The 19,542-nt window shown below is 48.9% G+C and carries 16 protein-coding genes; 4 read left to right on the forward strand and 12 right to left on the reverse strand.

The annotated features are described in order from the left end of the window. Positions 1-7: 7 nt before the first annotated feature. Together JCM17207_RS04875 and thiC are read right to left on the reverse strand one after the other, a co-directional pair. The gene (locus tag JCM17207_RS04875) at positions 8-1,657 is read right to left on the reverse strand and encodes a hypothetical protein (RefSeq protein ID WP_238316546.1); all 1,650 of its coding nucleotides are present in this window, start codon (positions 1,655-1,657) and stop codon (positions 8-10) included. Between the two features lie 134 nt (positions 1,658-1,791). Further along, on the reverse strand, positions 1,792-3,096 hold the full coding sequence (thiC, locus tag JCM17207_RS04880; protein ID WP_238316547.1) for a phosphomethylpyrimidine synthase ThiC: 1,305 nt from the start codon (positions 3,094-3,096) through the stop codon (positions 1,792-1,794). Between the two features lie 563 nt (positions 3,097-3,659). Here thiC and JCM17207_RS04885 point away from each other — a divergent pair. Both JCM17207_RS04885 and JCM17207_RS04890 read left to right on the forward strand, forming a co-directional pair. After that, positions 3,660-4,049 (forward strand): TnpV protein, encoded by a 390-nt coding sequence (locus JCM17207_RS04885; RefSeq protein WP_238316548.1) that lies wholly within the window; start codon positions 3,660-3,662, stop codon positions 4,047-4,049. Beyond that, entirely contained in the window at positions 4,046-4,309 is a 264-nt protein-coding gene (locus tag JCM17207_RS04890) for a DUF6809 family protein (protein WP_238316549.1), read from the forward strand. Before JCM17207_RS04885 ends, JCM17207_RS04890 begins: the two co-directional genes overlap by 4 nt. Positions 4,310-4,418: 109 nt before the next feature. On the opposite strand, the gene JCM17207_RS04895 is transcribed toward JCM17207_RS04890, so the two are convergent. From JCM17207_RS04895 to JCM17207_RS04940, 10 genes are all read right to left on the reverse strand, one after another. Beyond that, complete coding sequence (locus JCM17207_RS04895) at positions 4,419-4,997, reverse strand: hypothetical protein (protein ID WP_238316550.1); 579 nt, start codon at positions 4,995-4,997, stop codon at positions 4,419-4,421. A gap of 6 nt (positions 4,998-5,003) precedes the next feature. After that, entirely contained in the window at positions 5,004-5,222 is a 219-nt protein-coding gene (locus JCM17207_RS04900) for a hypothetical protein (protein WP_238316551.1), read from the reverse strand. Next, complete coding sequence (locus tag JCM17207_RS04905; protein WP_238316552.1) at positions 5,215-5,997, reverse strand: TIGR04255 family protein; 783 nt, start codon at positions 5,995-5,997, stop codon at positions 5,215-5,217. Before JCM17207_RS04905 ends, JCM17207_RS04900 begins: the two co-directional genes overlap by 8 nt. A gap of 63 nt (positions 5,998-6,060) precedes the next feature. Beyond that, positions 6,061-9,063 carry a type I restriction endonuclease subunit R gene (locus JCM17207_RS04910; protein WP_238316553.1) on the reverse strand — a complete coding sequence of 1,001 codons (3,003 nt, stop codon included), beginning with the start codon at positions 9,061-9,063 and terminating at the stop codon, positions 6,061-6,063. A 1-nt stretch (position 9,064) separates the two neighbouring features. Then, positions 9,065-10,315 carry a restriction endonuclease subunit S gene (locus tag JCM17207_RS04915; protein ID WP_238316554.1) on the reverse strand — a complete coding sequence of 417 codons (1,251 nt, stop codon included), beginning with the start codon at positions 10,313-10,315 and terminating at the stop codon, positions 9,065-9,067. After that, positions 10,315-12,447 (reverse strand): type I restriction-modification system subunit M, encoded by a 2,133-nt coding sequence (locus tag JCM17207_RS04920; RefSeq protein ID WP_238316555.1) that lies wholly within the window; start codon positions 12,445-12,447, stop codon positions 10,315-10,317. The genes JCM17207_RS04915 and JCM17207_RS04920 overlap by 1 nt, the downstream gene beginning before the upstream one ends. Next, positions 12,444-12,863 (reverse strand): helix-turn-helix domain-containing protein, encoded by a 420-nt coding sequence (locus tag JCM17207_RS04925; protein WP_204897441.1) that lies wholly within the window; start codon positions 12,861-12,863, stop codon positions 12,444-12,446. Before JCM17207_RS04925 ends, JCM17207_RS04920 begins: the two co-directional genes overlap by 4 nt. Positions 12,864-13,023: 160 nt before the next feature. Continuing rightward, positions 13,024-14,292: a plasmid recombination protein gene (locus JCM17207_RS04930; RefSeq protein ID WP_238316556.1), complete on the reverse strand. Its 1,269-nt coding sequence runs from the start codon at positions 14,290-14,292 to the stop codon at positions 13,024-13,026. A gap of 352 nt (positions 14,293-14,644) precedes the next feature. Next, positions 14,645-16,954 carry a phage NrS-1 polymerase family protein gene (locus JCM17207_RS04935; RefSeq protein WP_238316557.1) on the reverse strand — a complete coding sequence of 770 codons (2,310 nt, stop codon included), beginning with the start codon at positions 16,952-16,954 and terminating at the stop codon, positions 14,645-14,647. 136 nt (positions 16,955-17,090) lie between these two features. Beyond that, the gene (locus JCM17207_RS04940; protein ID WP_033121804.1) at positions 17,091-17,324 is read right to left on the reverse strand and encodes a hypothetical protein; all 234 of its coding nucleotides are present in this window, start codon (positions 17,322-17,324) and stop codon (positions 17,091-17,093) included. A 159-nt stretch (positions 17,325-17,483) separates the two neighbouring features. Between JCM17207_RS04940 and JCM17207_RS04945 the strand changes: the two genes are divergently transcribed. Beyond that, positions 17,484-18,110, forward strand: a complete 627-nt coding sequence (locus JCM17207_RS04945; protein ID WP_238316558.1) for a helix-turn-helix domain-containing protein — start codon at positions 17,484-17,486, stop codon at positions 18,108-18,110. 235 nt (positions 18,111-18,345) lie between these two features. Continuing rightward, complete coding sequence (locus JCM17207_RS04950; protein WP_309295402.1) at positions 18,346-19,230, forward strand: tyrosine-type recombinase/integrase; 885 nt, start codon at positions 18,346-18,348, stop codon at positions 19,228-19,230. The last annotated feature ends 312 nt before the right edge of the window (positions 19,231-19,542 follow it).

Genomic DNA, 19,542 nt, shown 5'->3' on the forward strand with positions numbered 1-19,542 from the left:
TTCCTCCTTAAGTATTGCTATTTGCTTTGGCTTTCGCCTTGTCTTTCTTTTTCAGTTCGGCCAGCACCTGCTTGGTGATGTTCTTCCACTGGCCCAGATCGGGGCGGAACCGGCCGTCCCCCAGATCCAGCAGCCACTGGCGGGCCTGGCCGTCGGTGCACTTGGTCTCGTAGAGTTCCACCTGCCCGGCGGCGGGATTATTGCACCGGGCGGTGAACCGGGCGTCGCTGGCGTCCCCCGCCAAAATCTGGAGGTACCAGGGGGACACCAGCAGAGTCACCTCACTGTACCGGCCCCGGTTGAGGCCCTCTCCGGCCAGTTCCAGGTCCCGCCGGGTGAAAAAGTCGTAGTCCCGGCAGGCCCCGCTGGTCTCCCGGAGGGTCAGCTGAACCCGGGGGCGCTCTTCTTCCGGCTCATCCACCGCCCGCAGGGGCTCCCACCCGGTCAGATCGGGGGGCTGGTGGGCGTCCAGCAGCCGGCCGAAGAGTTCCCCGGCCTGCTGGGCCGTGGTGGTCAGGCCCCAGCCCCGGTAGGTGCCGTCCTCCTGCCGGAAGACGGCGGTGACCACCAGGCCCTGCTCCACCAGGCCCGCCCCCATCTGGGTCAAACACCCTGCCTGACCCGCCGGCAGGGGCTCGATCAATTCCACCCCGAAATGCTGGCCGTATTCCGACAGCCCGGCCAGCTGGGTTTCCACCGCCGCCCGGTCCACCCGGGAGGAACGCAGCCCCCGCAGGTCGGTGAGGATGAAGTGGGCATTGGTCCCGGCGGCGGCCTTCTCTTTCTGGTATTCCCGGTCGGCCCGCTTGGCTTTCCGGGCCTGATACTGGTGTTCCAGCTCCCGCCAGTCGGCGTCGCTATATTTGCTGTAATCGTTAAAATCGCTGTAAGAGCAGAAGATGGCCTCCGGCACCCGCAGCCGCAGACATTCCAGAATCATGGGCAGCTCTTTTGGGTCCCGCAGGGTGGTGATCTGGGTCTGGCGCCGGTCGTCCAGAATATGCAGTTCCAGATACCGGGTCACCCGCACCCGCCCGCCGCTGGTGTGGCGCTCGATCTCATCCCGGCCGGCTACCACCCGCACCCGGTCCAGGGCGGTGACATCGTCCCCCAGAATCCACTTCCGGCCCACCGCCACCTGGTCAAACCACTGGCCGTTGGCCTTGATGTCCTCGTCCACCATGGCGAACAGCTCCGCCACCGGGGGCGCTTCCTCCGGGTAGGGCAGCTGATCCCGGATGGACTGGGCCAGCCGGCTTTTTTCGGGGCAGAAGGCGTCCCGCAGATACAAAAAGGCCAGATAGCCCCCCAGCCCCACCATCAGCAGGGTGACCACACCGGAGAAAATCCAGGTGCCGTATTCAATTCCCTCCCAGGTGGAGAAGTCCTCGAAGACGATGCAGCCCACAAAGTAGGCTCCCATCAAGAGGCCCAGAAAAAGGAGGATTCCCGACACCCACAGCTTCTTGAGCTGGCCGCGGGTGCGCTGGAGGCAGTAGCCTTCGGCAGGGCCGTCGGGCTGCTGCTTTTTGTTCCAGGCGCTCAGAACCAGAATCACCGGGATGGCAAAAATCCGCAAAACCAGGATCAGGGCAATATAGACCACCAGGTTCCAGGGCCATTTGAGATAAAACTTCGGCTTTGATTTCTCCTCCATAGGGGCATCCTCCCTTAAAAACAAATCACAAACCCAGTATAACAGCCCTTTCCCCCGGGGGCAATGGTTTTCTCCCCCCGGCGCAAAAAAGAGCCCCCGGAAAACCGGGAGCTCGGGTGTCTGGCCGCTTAGGCTCAGAGGATATCAATGTACTCGCCGCTCAGGGCCTTGTTCATGCTGCGGACGGCGCAGAACTTGCCGCACATGGAACAGCTGTCCTCCTGCTCGGGGGCGCGGGAGGCACGGATGGCCCGGGCCGTCTCGGGGTCGAGGGAGCACTCCCACTGTTTTTCCCAGTCAAAGGTCCGGCGGGCGTCGGCCATGGCGTCGTCTGCGTCCCGGGCGTGGGGGACCTTTTTGGCGATATCCGCCGCGTGGGCCGCGATCCGGGAGGCCATGATCCCCTGTTTCACGTCCTCCACATTGGGCAGTGCCAGATGCTCCGCCGGGGTCACATAGCACAGGAAAGCTGCGCCTGCCGCAGCGGCCATCGCTCCGCCGATGGCGGCGGTGATGTGGTCATACCCGGGGGCGATGTCGGTGACAATGGGCCCCAGCACATAGAAGGGCGCTCCGTGGCAGAGGGACTGCTGCAATTTCATATTGGCCTCGATCTGGTCCATGGGCATATGGCCCGGGCCCTCCACCATCACCTGAACGTCCTTCGCCCAGGCCCGGCGGGTCAGCTCGCCCAGCCGGACCAGCTCCTCAATCTGGCAGACGTCGCTTGCATCCGCCAGGCAGCCGGGGCGGCAGGCGTCCCCCAGAGAGATGGTCACATCGTACTCCCGGCAGATGTCCAGGATCTCGTCGAAATACTCGTAGAAGGGGTTTTCCTGGCCGGTCATGCTCATCCAGGCAAAGACCAGGGAGCCGCCCCGGGAGACGATGTTCATCTTCCGTTTCTGGGCCCGGATCTGGTCGATGGTCCGGCGGGTGATGCCGCAGTGGAGGGTCACAAAATCCACGCCGTCCTGAGCGTGGAGGCGGATCACCTCGATGAAATCCCGGGCGGTCAGGGTGGCCAGGTCCCGCTGGTAGTGGATCACGCTGTCGTAGATGGGCACGGTGCCGATCATGGCCGGGCACTCGGCGGTCAGTTTCCGGCGGAAGGGCTGGGTGTCCCCGTGGGAGGAAAGATCCATGATGGCCTCGGCGCCCATCTCCACGGCGGCCATCACCTTCTGCATCTCCACGTTATAGTCCTTGCAATCCCGGGAGACCCCCAGGTTGACGTTGATCTTGGTGCGCAGCATCGAGCCCACCCCGTTGGGGTCCAGGCATTTGTGGAGCCGGTTGGCACAGATGGCCACCCGGCCCTCCGCCACCCACTGGCGGATCTCTTCCGGGGTGCGGTACTCCTTGGCGGCCACCGCCTCCATCTCGGGGGTCACGATTCCTTTTTTGGCGGCCTCCATCTGGGTTGCATACTCTCTCATGACAAAATCTCCATCCTTTCCCTTGTTTTGGCAACAAAAAACGGGGATCATCCCCCTGGACAATCCCCGCAGCAATGCGAATGGAGTGATTTTCCCTACGTTGGCATTATCCAAATCAGGTGATCGGTCTCGGGTTCTACCCTACTCTCAGCCTGTAACACAAGCTCCCGTTTTTATTCGGTTGTGGTTTTTATTATACCGCATCCGACGAAAAAATCAACGCCCCGCCCCCGCGCAAAAAAGAGCCCCCGGAAAACCGGGAGCTCCGAAAAGATTCTGAATAAATCAGCGCTTGCAGAACTTCAAGGGTCTGGTGCTGACCCTGCCAAACACCCGGTGATTTCTTCGCTTTCCACCTGATTTTTGGCTTAATACTGCGGTTTTTCCGTACATCATGTTCTAATTTTCATCCCCGTGCATAGCGCACGAAAAACAAGTTTTGCTCCTTATGTGTGCCTTGCATATCGCTGCCCAGGGCGACGCAGGACAACAGTAGGGAAAGAAACTTGGTTGCTGTTCTTGTCTTCACCTCAAAATTAAATTCACACACGGAGGACAGCATAATGGAAAAATACATCTATGATCAAAGCAACGGCCTTTGGTATGAACTCCAAGGAGACTACTACATTCCCTGCTTAATGCTGAATGAACCGGATATAGCCCCCATCGGTATGTGGGGTAGAAAGCACCAGCAATACCTAAAAGAATATCGCCCCATGCTCTATTCCGATCTTGTTCTCAGCGGAGGATTGCACAGCTATCTGGCTGATATTGACACCCAGGCACGCAACAAACTCCATCTGCTCGTAACACAACTGGCAGAGAAAGAGGGTATCAATGAGCAGCTGAAAGCGCAGGATCAGATGGCATGGGTCGGAGCCATGAATAACATCCGCAATCGTGCAGAGGAAATCATCCTCCAAGAGCTGATCTATGGGGAGGATGCCGTATGAGAATTCTGGAAGAATTTTGGTATGGCAACATTGAACCGATCGAATATGATACAAACGCTTGCAAGGAATACAAAGAAGTGCTTCGCCTGATTATCCGAAATGAGGAAAAGCTTCTGGCTACTATGACGGATGAACAGAAAGAACTGTTCTCTCGATACACAGATGCTGTTCGTGAGTATCAAACCATGGCAGAGTGCCTGCTGTTCCAGAACAGCTTTAAGCTGGGTGCCAGAATGATGCTTGAGGTCATGGAGGAATAAATCAGCAACTAAATGAAGTGAATCAGCCGGGCAGTGGGATGCTGCTCGGCTGATTTATTACTTCTACTCGCACCTGACTCTTAAGCTTAACTATTTGCCTTGCAGTCTATTATGGAATTGCCACTCTCGCTAAATAAGTAGAAAACTTAAGAGTTACTTGCTCCGCAAATAAATCATCCAAATGAAGGATTCGATCTTTTTTGTGGGCAATAAGATACGTCATTGGAACTGTAAAATAATGTTTAAAATCAATAACTGCATTTTCTATTACATCTTTTTCGTCAACATTAACCGTTAATGCATGAATTCTATAATGCCAATCTCTCTTTGCGACTTTATAATCATCTCCTTGATAAGTGTTCTCGCTTTCAAAATTCAATGCCAGCTGTTCAAAAGCTTCTTTGATATGCTGACCTGATTTTGCAGCATTTTGCTCATAAATCGGGCACATTAATATTGAAGGCATAAATTTTGCGGGTTTACCACACTTTTTAACTGTAAGATCTTCCATAGCAATAACATCACATGCTTGGCTAATTATAAGTGCTAACGGAAATTCATACTCAACAATATTTACGCTTTCGCCGTCTTCGGAATCGATATAACTATACTTTACATTTTTAAAAATATCTCCTTGACAAATTTGATCTGTCGACCTACTTCGAAATGCTTTTGATTTAGTTGCCATGTCCTTTTACTTCCTTAACCTATATCTTCTTATAATTACTTTTTGTGGTGCCGTATACGAAACTGAATCTTGGATAATCTCTTCATATGCAGGAGGTTCTGCATATGTCATAGATGGTGTATCTGAACTCATCTCTAATACTACTGCACTATCAGGTGGGCTTTGTTTATAAGGAGCAGTACCAACCTGCTCCATTGACTCAATACTCTCAAGATACTTATTCAATGTCCATCACCTCACGTAGTGAGTCTGTAATAGACTGCTCAAACATAGATTGTATCTCGTTGTGACCTTTATCAAGCACTTGAAGAATTTCATCAGATGAATCAATAATCTCGTTTGAAAAGAAATCGAAATCTAATGCAAAATCATTTTTCTTCAAGAAATTGGGATATTCCGGATTAAACATTCCATATCTAAAATTCATAGTCATTTCATCAACACGATATTCAGCCATATGCATTGACCTTATTAGACGAGGTGTTTGTTCTTCTGCAATTCTTACATACAAAGAAGAAGCAATTTCTGAAGTAAAATATTTTTTCTGCAGTTTGATTTTGGATGTGTCAAAAATATTAATATAACGAATACCAGTTCGAGTCGCAGATACTCTATTTTTTTGAAAAAGTGCAAGTAATATCGACTGAAACCATTGCTTGTGCAGTTCAAAGCTGACATACTTATTGATTTCAAAAATAATAAACTTATTCGTTAAGATCAACTTGCTTCCACCGTCATTAGTAAAATACTCTCTCTGAATTCCTTCGATAATTTCACCGTTGGCATTTGGTAGGCCATTGTTTTTCTGGTCAAACACTACATTAATAGAATTAAAACGAATAATTTGATCTTTCCCACGTCGAGGGAATATTTTCAGTATTTCTTTTTCAATATTCTCATCAAACACCATATTTGTCTGAATAAATTGAGCAAAATCAACTCGGACAATAACTTGATTTAGAAAACTATTCTTATAACATACAGCAGAATATTCTAACATTGATAATACCTCCATTTAATCACATTTTTAATATATACTTTACGCATAATATATGTTATCTTATCACTCTCTTAGTCGCTTATAAATATCCTCCAAGAACACCTGCATCAGTTCCCGCTTCTTTTCGTCGTTATCAAGCAGAAGGGCAAAGAAGTCCTGGTTTTGCTCATACCCGGCAATCAGAGCATCCTGTACAGCGTCAAAATAGGCAAAGCGGAAATCTTTCAGCGAGTTATTCCGTGCACTGTCCCTCAGATGTCCATTCTTCAGCAAAATGTCCCTCATTTGCAATGCAGACTTAGAAGCTACGTCAACATCAAAGTTCTTGTTATACGCTGCATTAATCTCGTCAATGATCTCGGACAGCTTCTTTTTCACGGCTTCGTCCATGAAGACCTCATTGGGTGTCGGCAAGCTGACCTCCGGCTTGGATTCAATCTCGTGTGTTTTTTCCCCGGTCTTTTTCTGACGGAAATTAGAGGCCGTGATTTTGTCCGCAATATCAAAATCATTTCCACCGCTGCCCACTTCGATCTCTTTAACTAGGTATGAAAGGAAATTGTACTTCTTGTGCAGATCCACGCTTTCAAAACAGGTTGCCTGAATCAGGAAACTGTAAAAACGCAAGAAACGCTTGATCGTTGCACGAATTTCCAGCTTTTCCAGTTCCGGGTGGCGATTGATGATTTGCAGGGATTTATCCAGTAGCGCCCACATCCGAGCCTTTTCTTTAGATGTTCGTTTATCCTGATACAGGTATCCGTTAAATTCCTCAATATCGTCAATATCCAGAAAGTTATACTGATCCACCTGAGCTTCCACCGCCCGGATATCCGAAGGGGTGATAGTCTCGTTCAGAATTGTCTCGGTATAGAACGGGGCAAAGGACGCTTGAATATCCTCATATTCATTTTTGAAATCCAGCACAAAGGTTTTCTTATCATAGGGCGCACAAATACGGTTCAAGCGAGAAAGGGTCTGCACAGCATTGACTCCCCGCAGGCGCTTGTCCACATACATAGCGCAGAGCTTTGGCTGGTCAAAGCCGGTTTGATACTTATTCGCCACCAGCAACACCTGATAACTGTTGCTGTCAAACACTTCCGGCAAATCTTCTTCCTTTATGCCGTTCATCACTGCTTCGGTGTATTCGTGGCCGTCAAGAGAGACCTTACCCGAAAACGCCACCAATGCGCGAATCCCCGTGTACCCATGCTTGGAAATATAGGTTTCAAACTCGTTCCGGTATTTGACTGCTGCCTGCCGCGACGAAGTAATGACCATAGCCTTTGCTTTGCCGCCCAATTCCTGCATGATTCTGTTTTTGAAGTGCTCAATGATGATTTCCACTTTCTGGGCGATGTTTGTATCGTGCAGTTCAATATACTTGGCAATCTTACGCTTTGCGGCAATCGTTTCCAGTTCTGGATCGTCCTCAATAGCCTTATTAATTTCAAAATAAGTCTTATAGGTCACATAATTTTGCAGCACATCCAGAATAAAGCCTTCCTCAATCGCCTGTTTCATAGAATATAGGTCAAAAGCGACCTTTTTTCCTTCTTCATTCAAGCAGCCGAACAGCTGTAAGGTAGTCGGTTTCGGGGTTGCGGTAAAGGCGATCATGGAAACATTGGGTTGCTTTCCACTGCGGGCAATCTCATCTTCGATAATATCGCCCATAGATTTTTCTTCTTCGGATATATCGACAGGGGTGGCCTCGCTCAGCTTTCTGCTCTCCGAAAGAGCATACGTCACTGCTTCCATGGCAGTTCCGGCGGTAGAGGAATGCGCCTCGTCGATGATCACAGCAAAAGTCTTGCTTTTCAGCTCCTGCACAAGTTCCTGAATGTACATGAACTTGTGGATGGTAGTCACAATAATTTTTGTATTGCCGTTGAGGGCATCCGCAAGATCTTTGGACGTGCATTTTTCATCCATGACCTTGATCAGACCGGCCTTGTGCTCCAGTGACAGTACGGCATTCTGAAGCTGACGGTCTACCACGATACGATCAGTGATGATGCAAACCGTATCAAAAATGACTTTGTTTTCCCTGTCGTGCAAGGAGGCAAGACGGTGGGCCAACCATGCAATGGTATTGGTTTTGCCACTGCCCGCCGAGTGCTCAATCAGATAATTTTTCTCGCTATGGTGTTCTGCGACATCTGCCACCAGTTTGCGCACGGCATTGAACTGGTGATACCGGGGGAAAATCAGCGTTTCCTTGGTGACACGCTTACCGGTATCCGGGTCTTTCTTGGTTTCTTTTTGCAGGAAAATGATTTTATCAATCAGATACAGCACTGTATCTTTTTTGAGGATATCTTCCCACATATAAGAAACATTGATGCCGTTTTCGTTGTGGGGGTTGCCCTTACCAGAGTGAATTCCAACACCACAGCCCTTATTGAACGGCAGGAAAAAGGAAGATTTTCCTTTCAGATTGGTGCACATATAGACTTCATTCAAGTCCATGGCGAAGTGAGCCAGGCAGCCCGCCTTGAATTTCAGCAGACGGGTCTTGTAATCCCGATCAAACTTATACTGACGGATCGCATCCTCATAATTCTGTCCGCTGGTGTTGCATTTCAGCTCAAAGGTGAAAATGGCAATGCCGTTGAGGAAGATTACAAGGTCAATGCGCTCACCCTCTTTGTGCCAGACTTCCTCCATCACCGAGAGAACATTCTGCTGATACAGCGCCTCCGCTTTTTGGTTGAAGGTGGTGGCGGGCTTGCGGTACATAAGGGTTAGAGAGACGCCGTTGTCAAACTCCACGCCGTGCTTCAGTACATCCAGCAGGCTGCGGCTTTTCTTGTTGACCTCATTGTTGATGTAGTTGAGGATGGTCTGGCGGGTCTTGTCGCCATAGAGTTTTTCCAGCCGTGCCAATGCATCCGGCTGAGTTGCTTCCAAAAAGGAGAACAGCAGTTCCACATCCATGCCGTAGCCGGGATCGTAAGCGGTAGAGGGGCGCACCTGATAGCCGTTTTCCTGTTTCAGCATTTCCAGAATGTATGCCTGATAATCTGCCCGTTCTTTTAATTGTCCTGCTTTGATAGCCATCTCATCGCACCTCCTTCACTCGTTTTTTACCGGTGACATATTCATAGATAAGAGATTTTTTGTGCTGCTTGATTACAGATAATTGTTTGCCTTTTTCGTGTAATACCCTGTCGATTTTAGCACAATGATCGTCAAGAAACCTTGCTATATGTTGTTGTATATCGAATGGAGGAACAGTCAAAATCAAATTTTTTAAGCCCTCGATCCCAAGTTCTGGTCGTGTGCTTTGCATCGCAGAAATATCTTGTATTTGTTTTTGCACAATCGAAGAAGTCATCACATAATAAAAGTATTTTGCATCATGCACATTTGCTAAAGTGATTTTCCCAACATGAGAAGTGGTGTTACTCACGGGAAGTGAATCAGGCACAATCGCAGTTTTTCCTATCGTTGCTCCAGTTTTTGCAATCAAAATGTCATTAGGCTTTAACTCGCTATTTTTTATTAGACTATTCATCTCTTTAGAAATGAAAACTAAATTCTCCAGATTTAGACCGCTTCCCCAGGTTAAATTTAATACTCGAATATACGGAATACCTTCCGTTAAATAGTCATCAGCTTTAATCATTCCATGATCTCCATCACCAATAGGATATGGATGATGATTATCTGTCAAATATTTAATCCTACTTAGTTCCCATCCAACAGGAATTTCCCCGATCCACTCAACCCCACTGTCCTTCATTGGCACAGACTTGTCCAGCCCCTTGGTTACTATTTCGGTAATCAGGGATTTTTTGTATTGCTGCAAAAGAGCAATTTGTTTTTCCAAATCTGCGGCAATACTGTCAATCTGGGCACATTCTTTGTCGAGAAAATCTGCGATAGCTTTCTGATCTTTTTTGGGGGGCACAGCAATCTCTTGTGAACCCAAATCTCTTTGTGTCATAGACGGCAATGCTGTGGAGGTTACATAATAATCAAAAGGGAAACACAGAGCGCAATAATACAAATATTTCTCATACATAAAATCTTTGATTTTAGTATAAAACATTGTATCAACACACCAAAATGCGCCGTCCACAAATAGAGGTTTATCCACAGTACCCTTTCTGCCTAATAAAACTGATTTTCCACAATAGCTAAACTTGCTTGCTCTTGCAAATTCGCCACCGCTTCCAATTACAGGATAACCGCCTTCTTCAACTTCGATGTCAGAATACTCACCGCCGTTACAAATTTGAGCACAATATTTGAACCTTTTTATTGTCCAACTCGTTGGGAAATTCCGTTCAGTTATTAAACCAGGCATTATACTCCCTCGCTTTCCTGCAAGGCTGCAATTTTTTCGGAGAGGGATTTTTCCAGTTCCATAAACTGTGCCAGCAAATCATCCGCCTTTTCCGGCTCCTTGTACTCGTAGAAAAATCGGGTAAACGGGAACTCTGCGCCCAGTTTTTCTTTATTGGTAGCGCTTTCCTTTTTCTCCGGGTCAAATTCATAGGCCCAGATAGCATCCGGTACATGGGGATATACTTCCGCCTCAAAATATTTCTCCGGGTCCTGGGTGAGTTTGATGATCTCAGTGTCCTTGGTGGTGGTATCCTTGACAATTTCGCCCTTGCGGTCTTTCTGCACTACGGCGGTTTTGTCCATCACCGTCAGCACCATGGCAATGCCAGTCAACCGGCTGGAAGACATTCCCTCCACCTTGACCAACAAGGATTTCAGATACTTTTCAAACTCGCCATAATCCATAAACACACGGTCAGAGCGGTTGGCTTCCAGAATGGTCAACACATCCGTCACAAACTGCTGGCCCGCCAGATATTTCTGGTATTTCTTCTCGTCGGCAGCACTGCGGGGGTTCATCTCTTTCAACTGCTCAAAATCCGTCTCATTGAAAATGCTGGAGTTACTGGTGAAGTAACTGCTGGTCCGCAGCCGCTCGATGCTCTCCGCATCCAGCACACCCCGGCGCTGCAACGGCTGATAGACCGCATACTCCTTGTACATAAACTCCTCGTTGGGGAAAATCTTGCAATACTGGTTTTCCTCAAAGTTGGAGTACAGCTCGGTGATTTTTTTCATGCTATCCCGGTCAATTTCCCGACGTTTTTTGCCCAAAGATTTGCGAAGGGGCTTCCACATATCCACCGCATTGATCAGCTGCACCTTTCCACGGCGGTCAGGGCGCTTATTGCGGGACAGAATAAAGATATAAATGCCGATATCGGTGTTATAGAAAAGCTGGGTAGGCAGGGCAATAATGGCTTCAATTAAATCTTCCTCCAGCATCCAGCGCCGAATTTGGCTTTCACCGCTGGTGGTTCCGCCAGAGAAAAGAGGCGAGCCATTGGTAATGATCGCTGCACGCCCGTTTTTCTCATCCAGCTTATTGATGGCGTGCTGCATGAATAGCAGCTGGGCGTCACCCGTTCCAGGCAGACCATGTTCAAACCGTCCGCCCTTCTTGTTTTCCTCACGGACTTTCTTCTCTTGTCCTTCCGGTGCATCTTTGCCGCCCCAGGGTGTACCAAACGGGGGATTCATAATCACCAGCCGCATCTTCTGATCCGGAAAGCAGTCCGTTTTCAGGGTGTTGGCTTCCTCATCACCCATAATGTTTTTCACATCCTGGCCTTTGATGAGCATATCCGCCAGACAAATGGCGTAGGATTCGGGATTGATTTCCTGTCCAAACAAGCGCACATCCACATAGGGATTTTTGCGGCGCAGGAAATCATAGGTAGTGGACAGCATACCGCCCGAACCACAGGCAGCGTCCAGTACGGTTGCGATCTTGCCCTCATCGGTCAGCAGATCATTGCAGCCCTCTGCCAGCAGTACATTGACCATCAGACGAATCACTTCACGGGGCGTATAGTGATCACCGGCCTCGGCGTTTTCAGAAAAACGACGGATAATATCCTCGAAAATGTAGCCCATCTTCATGCTGTCTACATGGGCAGGGTACAAATCCAAATCGGAGAACTTTTTAACCACGCTGTAAAGACGGTTGCTCTTGTCCATCTTGTCGATCTGAGTACTGAATTTCAGCAGTTTTTCTAGAATCAACTGGATGTTGGCGGAAAAGCCTTCAATGTAAGACTTAAGATTGGACGCAATGCTGTCGCTGTCATCCAGAAGGCGTTTAAGAGTAAACTCGCTGGTGTTGTAAAAGGGGTACTTGGAAACCTGGCAAAGGAGCGCAGCAGGGAGGTTGGGGTTCTGCTTGTGCTTTGCCACAACTGCATCTTTGGTAGCCTCCAAAGCGCACTCAAACCGGCGGATAATGACCATGGGGATAATAACGTCCTTATATTTATCCGAGGTATAAGCTCCACGGAGAGAGTTGGCAATGGACCAGACCAATCCAACTTCCTTGCTTACGTCAATGGACGTATCATCAAACATAACTTCGTAAAAATACTTATCTCTCATTTTATGGGTTCTCCTTCACTATTCTCTTGAAAAGACGCAAACAGGGCAGCAACACTTTCGATCTGATCGGAGGTCAGATTACAGCCCTCCAGCTTTCGCATTGCATCTACCAAATCCTTGTTTTGTGTGATAGTTCGGCAAATATCCGGCGGAGGCACTTTCCGAATTGCCATATACAGGCGATCCATACGCTGGCGTGCCTGTAAATCTGGTTTCAGCTCTTTGATCAGCTTGTCATAGACTTCCGCTGTAGGGGCATTGACACCGTCTTCTATATATTTCATGTTAGAACGGGGCAGACCGACCCTTTTGGCTAATTGGGATTGGCTGAGCGTTCCACGGCAATCACGAATCAATAAACCGAGTTCGATTATCATGCCCTTGGCTTGTTGATCCACAGCCACCTTGTTAGGCAATTCGGCACCTCCTTTCCACAATTGTTCTATATTCTATAACATAGAACAATTATACCAATCCGGCATTGATAAATCAACAAAATTCATCGTTTTTCTGCGCTGTCTACAACAAAAATTTGCCCTATCCGTACGCAAAATACGAATAGGGCAAATGAAAATATTACAGGCGTTCTTCTTGTCTTGTGATATCTTTTGTTTTTGTGCTGGGTCGGAATAAATTCCACAGGCCATTTCGCTCTATCACCGTTTCGTAACGATGGAGTTTATTCCGCAAAAGTTCATTTTGCTGCTCTAAACCTGCGGTGTTGAGCTGACCACGAACGGACTTATACTCTGCCAGCTCTGCGGTCAGTGCGGCGACCTTAGCTTTCAACTCGCTTATCACTTTCATCGCTGCTTCCAAAGCCTTTTGTAGCTTGGATTCCTTGCGCTCCTGGACATAGAACTTCTTTGCCGTAGCTGCCAGATTTTCATATTCAGAACGTTCCAACATAACTTTAGAGGAAAACGGAACGGCATGGGGTTCTATTTGCTCCACTTTCTGAACGGCAATCTGCTGTTTTTGAATATTCTCAATTTTCTTTTCCAGCGAAGCTGCCTGTTGCTCTTTCTGCTGCGTTTGTGCGGTGAGTTGTTCCAATCGCTCCTGTTCCCGTTCCACCTTGAACTGGGTTACGGTCAAATGTTCCTCAGAACTTCCTCGTTCTCCACGCTCCACATCAGAATATCCGGCATTGCGCATGGCTTGGAAGAAATCATCCTGGAGAACGCTGTAAGACTTCCGCAACACCGGCTTACCATTCTTCTGAAGAATAGGCGCTCCCTGTTCGTCCAATGCCGGTTTGGACAACCATTTTTTGCTGCTGCTCACCTGCATAATCGTTTCCTTGACGGTTCCCACAAGTGATTTGTCTTTGCACCTCTTGGACCAGAGAATCTGCTTCTCCACAACCGGAACATAGACCACATGGAGATGATAGTGGAACACATCCTGCCCCAGTGCTTCGGACATAGCCCGGTTACGCTCATCAGCGTGCATAACAGCAGAGAGAATATACTGTTCGCCGCCAACGATCTCTACGGCAGCCTTGTAAGCGTCCTCATAAAATCGCTTGGCAAACTCATACCCGCCATGGTTATAGAAGTAGGCGGAGTTTACATCAAAAATCAATTCCCCGTAAAGGTTGGCGTCTGATTTCAGACCACGGGTGGAGATTACACCGTCTTTTTCCATCTGGGCAAACATCTCTGCATATCCGGCGGTAGGATTCTTAAAATGGATGTTCTGAGGGGTGCGTTCCGGTATAATATCTGGGTTGGTATAGGATTCTTTTTCTCGTTCGTTGTGCCGCTGGGCATTTCCGATTTTGGCGGCAGTCAGGTTTACGTTTCTTGCACTGGTACGGTCAATCCCGTCGTTTCTCGCCATAGAGCTCCTTTCACGTTTGTACGGCCTGCGGGCCGGAGCGCACTTCCTGCGGAAGTGTAATAACCCACTATGATACTTTCATCCTGCGGCTGCAAAGTATCGTGGGCTCTCCGAGGGGGATGCGGCTCCTGTGGGAGCATCCCTGGCTTGTGTGTGCTATCCACACAGCAAGTCAGGTGTGGTCGGCATCCTTGCTCTTGTAAGCAATCCTGCCGCCCACGGTTCGGGAAAATCCACCGGATTCTCCCGAACCATCCATCTCCAAATCTGCGGATTTTTCGATGGGGATGGTGGTGCGATACCAGAGTGCAACTCTGTGCAGGAAATGCAATAAATGCAGAAAATTGCGGTTTCATGTGGCGGGGTTCACAATGATTTTCACATCGGCTGGTCTGCCCACCGACTGGCGTTCCGGTTCTTCCAGCCGGATGTATCCATGCCCCTCCAGTAATTCCAAAGTCGGAAAAATCTCCTCCGTTTTCTTGAAAAACTTTCCCCGGCACATCTGAAAAAGCTCAGAACGCTTGATCACCGATACATTCTTCTTTTTCAGCTTTGCCAAGACAAATTTGGCTTTCTGGATGCTCAAGTCAGTACCCATCATAGAATAGGCGTAGGTGGAATGAGCCAGAAAATATTTGCCAATCTGAATTGCCCTGCTCATCGTAGAAGCTGTCACTTCTGTTTTGTCATCTTCCATATCAGCACAGTGCAACAGTCCTGCAATCCGGAGTACGGCACCGATATATTTGCTTGCCCAATCGGAAATTGCCTGCCCCTCGCCAACCAGAAACTTCTCATGTTCCTGAAAGTAATCGGCCATCAGGTCAAAGGCTTTTTCTGAAAGGTGTACCGTCTGGGCATCTCCACCAATCGGCAGAGCCATCAGGCGAAAAATCAGGCTGCGGTAAGCGGCGATTACTTCGGGCGGGATCGGCTGGGTACGAAAGACCCGGCTGCCAATTCTGGACGGTGGGGACGCATACAGGAAGCGGGCAATCAAGCCCCGCCCAGTCATGGTAGTATTGGACATGATTTCATCCAGCACACTGGGCTGAATAGAGAGGATAGCCGACAGTGCCGGGTGCATGATGCACTCTGCTTCACGGGTCATTCGGTCCACATAAATGGCATCTCCACAATGGCCTTTCAGCCAGACATCAATGTTGGATTTGTTGGAATACCGTCCGGCCATGATGTCAAAGATACCGCCCTCGGTGGAGATCACGGAGAACACTCCGTTGTTGGCCGCCATTAAGCTGGTCAGAGCTTCACTGGAACAATCGTCCGCAAAAAAGCGAACCGGCTTTAGTTCTGGAGTTTCTTCCAGCTGTTCCTGAAGCTGCCGCAGCTCCAACTCCATTTCCCGGCTTTCCTTGCGCTCCAGCTTCTTTTGCAGACCGGAGATCTGGCGCTCCATAGATTCCCTCTGCAAATGGTTTTCCCGTATTTCCATGCTGTGCGCCTTGTTATATTCCTGCTCGTATTCATAAAGGAATGTGGTCATATCCCGCATGACGCTGGACTTTCGCTCCCCCGGTGCGGCGATCACCACTGTGTACAAGCTCAAAGGCTCACAGTATCCCGGCGTTCCCTCTATCTTGTATTTTCCTTGTAAACAGGTTGCCAGCACACCCAGGCTGATCACCGCTGCCATGTCCGGGGCAGTCTGACTGTGTTCAGCTACCGCACTCACATAATTCCGAATCACATCCGGGAGAGCATCTACCGGAAAAGCAGGCAGATCACTCCACTGTGGCGTCAGCGGAACAATAGGTTGAAAAACTGGTGACGGCTCCGCTTTTGGAGTGTAAATCTCCCGGCAATGCTCGATTGCCTTCTGAATGGTGATTGCACCATACGTTGTGCCGGATTGCTGCCGGTCCCATTTATCCCGCATCAATCCCGACTGCCGGAACATAGTGTCCATCTTGGCAGCATCCCGTCCTGTCCAAAAGGCGAGATGACTGCACAGTGCCAGATCTGCCTCTGATGGGGACGAATATCCCTCCAACGAACCGTTCCAAAGGGCTGTGAACGCTGCCCCATTCTTACTGCTTTTTGCCAGTTGCAGAAGCTGCTCCATGCTTAAATCAGAGTTTTTTGCATTTATTGCATTTTCTGCGCCTACCTCTGGCCTGCGCATGAACTTGTCCAGTAACACTTGCAGCTCCTGGGTCCGGTCACTATACTCATAATCCTCACAGCGGTTTCCGGTCACGGTGACATATTTGTTGGTTGCTCCCGCCACATAAACCTCGATTCCGGCCTGATGGTTCATAATATAGAATCGCTTGGTGTCATACTGAAAGCCTTTTGCCGAAAAGAGGATGTGCAAACCGTTGCCGCTGGGGCTGTACTCGGTATAGCTGTGCATTAAGGCCACAATTTCTGCGGCGGTCTGGGTGTAATAGCCGCTGTCCGAAACGCAGTTGTCCAGGTCAATCGCACAGATACCGTTGAAAATGCCAATTCCGATGCCATCATATCCGCTGGCCTGCACTGCTGTTTTATAAGGTACAAAGCTGGAAGGATCATTGCTTTTCGCTCCCAGACCGGTTTCCGGCTGGTATGGCACCTTCGTTTTCCTCCCATTCCGTTCCTCGTACTTCCAGCAGCAGAACAGACCGTTTTGTATGATGCTGTCTGGTAAAGCTGTCAAATTCTGTTCCTCCTTAAATAATTGTTGAATTTGGCAGCTGTCGTGTTATAATATCCTTGCTGAGTGATAGTCACACGGCAGCTGCCGTTTGTACTGTCCGCCAAGAGTTCTCATCTGCCAGGATGAGGGCTCTTTTTTATGCGGTTTCCGGCTGGAAGTATCCAATTTCCTCCCACACCTTTCTGTCGGGGCAGTAGTAGTTGTACTCGTTGGAGTTCTCCAGCTTGATCGCATAACCGAATTTCAGGATTCCCTGCTGCAAACCAATGCGCACATACTGGGCATCCTTGTGCATGGCGGCTGCAATCTCGGTGATGGGGACATTGCGTCCAGTGAAGGGCGGCAGTTCGACATAAACTTTCTTCTCCATGTGAATGACCTCCTTATTGCTGGTATACGAATTATTAGTTCGTATTTTGATTATAAGCCATCCAAGACTGCTTGTCAACACTAAATACGAAAAAATTATTCGTATTACGACCTTGTAATTCGCACGGCTTCGTGTTACAATACAAGCGAGGTGATGACAATGCACAGCAACCCGGCTGAAATTGGCGAGAGAATCAAGGCAGCCCGCAAGGCCGCCCACTTGAGCCAAACAGAGCTGGCACAGCGTCTGGACAAGACGATGCGCACAGTTCAAAAATACGAAAGCGGTGAAATTGAACCATCCATAGCGATGATCAATGCCATCGCCAAAATCTTAGACATATCTCCGGCAGACCTGATTGGCTACCAAAAACCTGAAATCCAGCTGGACAGCCTGTCTGATGTGATTGCGGTTCTTTACCAATTAAACAAGAAGACCGGTATCCGCTTCGAGATTGACGTCCAACGCCCGCCCCGCAGCGAAGAATGGTCCTGCTCCCTGAAATTCAAGGGAAATGACCACTCGGCAGAGATGAATGATTCCCTGTGCCTGATTTTGGAAGAGTTCCGGGACGAGCGTGAAAAGCTGGAAACCTATTGGACCGATCAGGAATCCTTTGACCGCTGGATTGAAAAGGAACTGGCCTACTACGCAGATGCCAAGTTGCAGGATAGGGAAGTGGAAGTTCTTTCCGATTTGGAGCGCATTCAGCGGCGCAACGAACTGGATCGGCAGATGCTGGAGAAAATGAAAAAGGCCGCTGAGGAAAACGGCGACCAGGAATAACAGAGGGTGTTGCTTACCCTTTATCAAATTTAATTCAAACGCTGGGAGAAAGGAAGTTTGAGATTTTTTGAGATTACCCAACGGATATGGAAGCGTCAAGAAAATGTCCGGAAAGCGAAGAAGGCCCTATGCAGTGAGGAAAACGGTAGGGTGGCATGTTAACCCAGAAACAGGCAAGTCCGTTCAAGAGCAAATCACCATCGGCTATGCGGCAACCAGAGCAGAGGGGCTGCAAATGCTGGCAGAGTACAACAACAATCCCTTTGACATCAAGGCATCCAAGGCCACCTTCCAGGAGGTCTATGAACGCTGGTCAAAGGAGAAGTTCCCCACCATCTCCAAGTCAAATGTAAAAGGCTATGAGGCGTCCTATCGGGTGTGCGGAACACTTTACAACAAGGTGTTTCGGGACATTCGACTGATGGACCTTCAATTTGTGGTGGACACCTGCGAGAAGAATTACCCCACCCTGAAGAAGCTCAAGGGGCTGTTCAATCAGCTGTATGCCTACGCCATGAAAAATGACATCTGCAACAAGGATTATTCCGAGTTTGTGGATTTGAGCCGGTACAAGGATAAGAACCCCAACAAGCGTGACCGGAACAAGTTCACAAAGGAGCAGATCGCCCGATTGTGGGAACTTGCGGATGACCCGTACTATCAGATCGTACTGATGCTGATCTACAACGGTTGCCGCATCTCGGAGTTCCTCGACTTGAAGAAGGAAAATGTACATCTGGAAGAACAGTACTTTGATGTGATTGCCAGCAAAACCGAAAACGGCCTGCGGAAAGTTCCCATTGCCGACAAGGTGCTGCCATTCTACAAAGCGTGGTACGAAGGTTCTCAGTGTGAATATCTGCTCCATACGCCGGATCAAAAGCACTTTGATTACAGGAACTACTACGACAGTTACTTCACACCCCTGATGGAGCAGCTTGGATATGACCAGACGCCGCACTGTACCCGGCATACCTGCGTCTCCATGCTGACAGAAGCCCATGTAGACCAAACCACGATCAAGAAGATTGTTGGACACTCCGGTGCAATGACGCTCACTGAACGTGTCTACACCCACCTGGATATTGAAACACTGGTGGAGGCAATCAACAAGATCTAAACGAAAGAAGGAAAAGCCGTGCAGCACAAAAAAGCAGGAGATACGCTCCTTGCGGAACGATCTCCTGCTTCATAAGGCTTTTGTTTTCGCTTGCGCTTCTTGTTCCTTGTGTGCTCCTTGCTTGCTCCTTACGGAGTAAAACGGAACACTTCTGAGGAACTCTCACAACTCCAAAACCATCCAATTTTCTGCAAAACAGTGTCCAAAGACGTACTGAGAAGCAGTGGAAATTATCTCTTGGGTAAGTGAGATTAGCGCTTGGAGAACTGAGGCGCGCGACGGGCAGCCTTCAGGCCGTACTTCAATCGTCTG

Origin of the sequence: Faecalibacterium gallinarum, from assembly GCF_022180365.1 — a bacterium.
Classification (GTDB): Bacteria; Bacillota; Clostridia; order Oscillospirales; family Ruminococcaceae; genus Faecalibacterium; species Faecalibacterium gallinarum.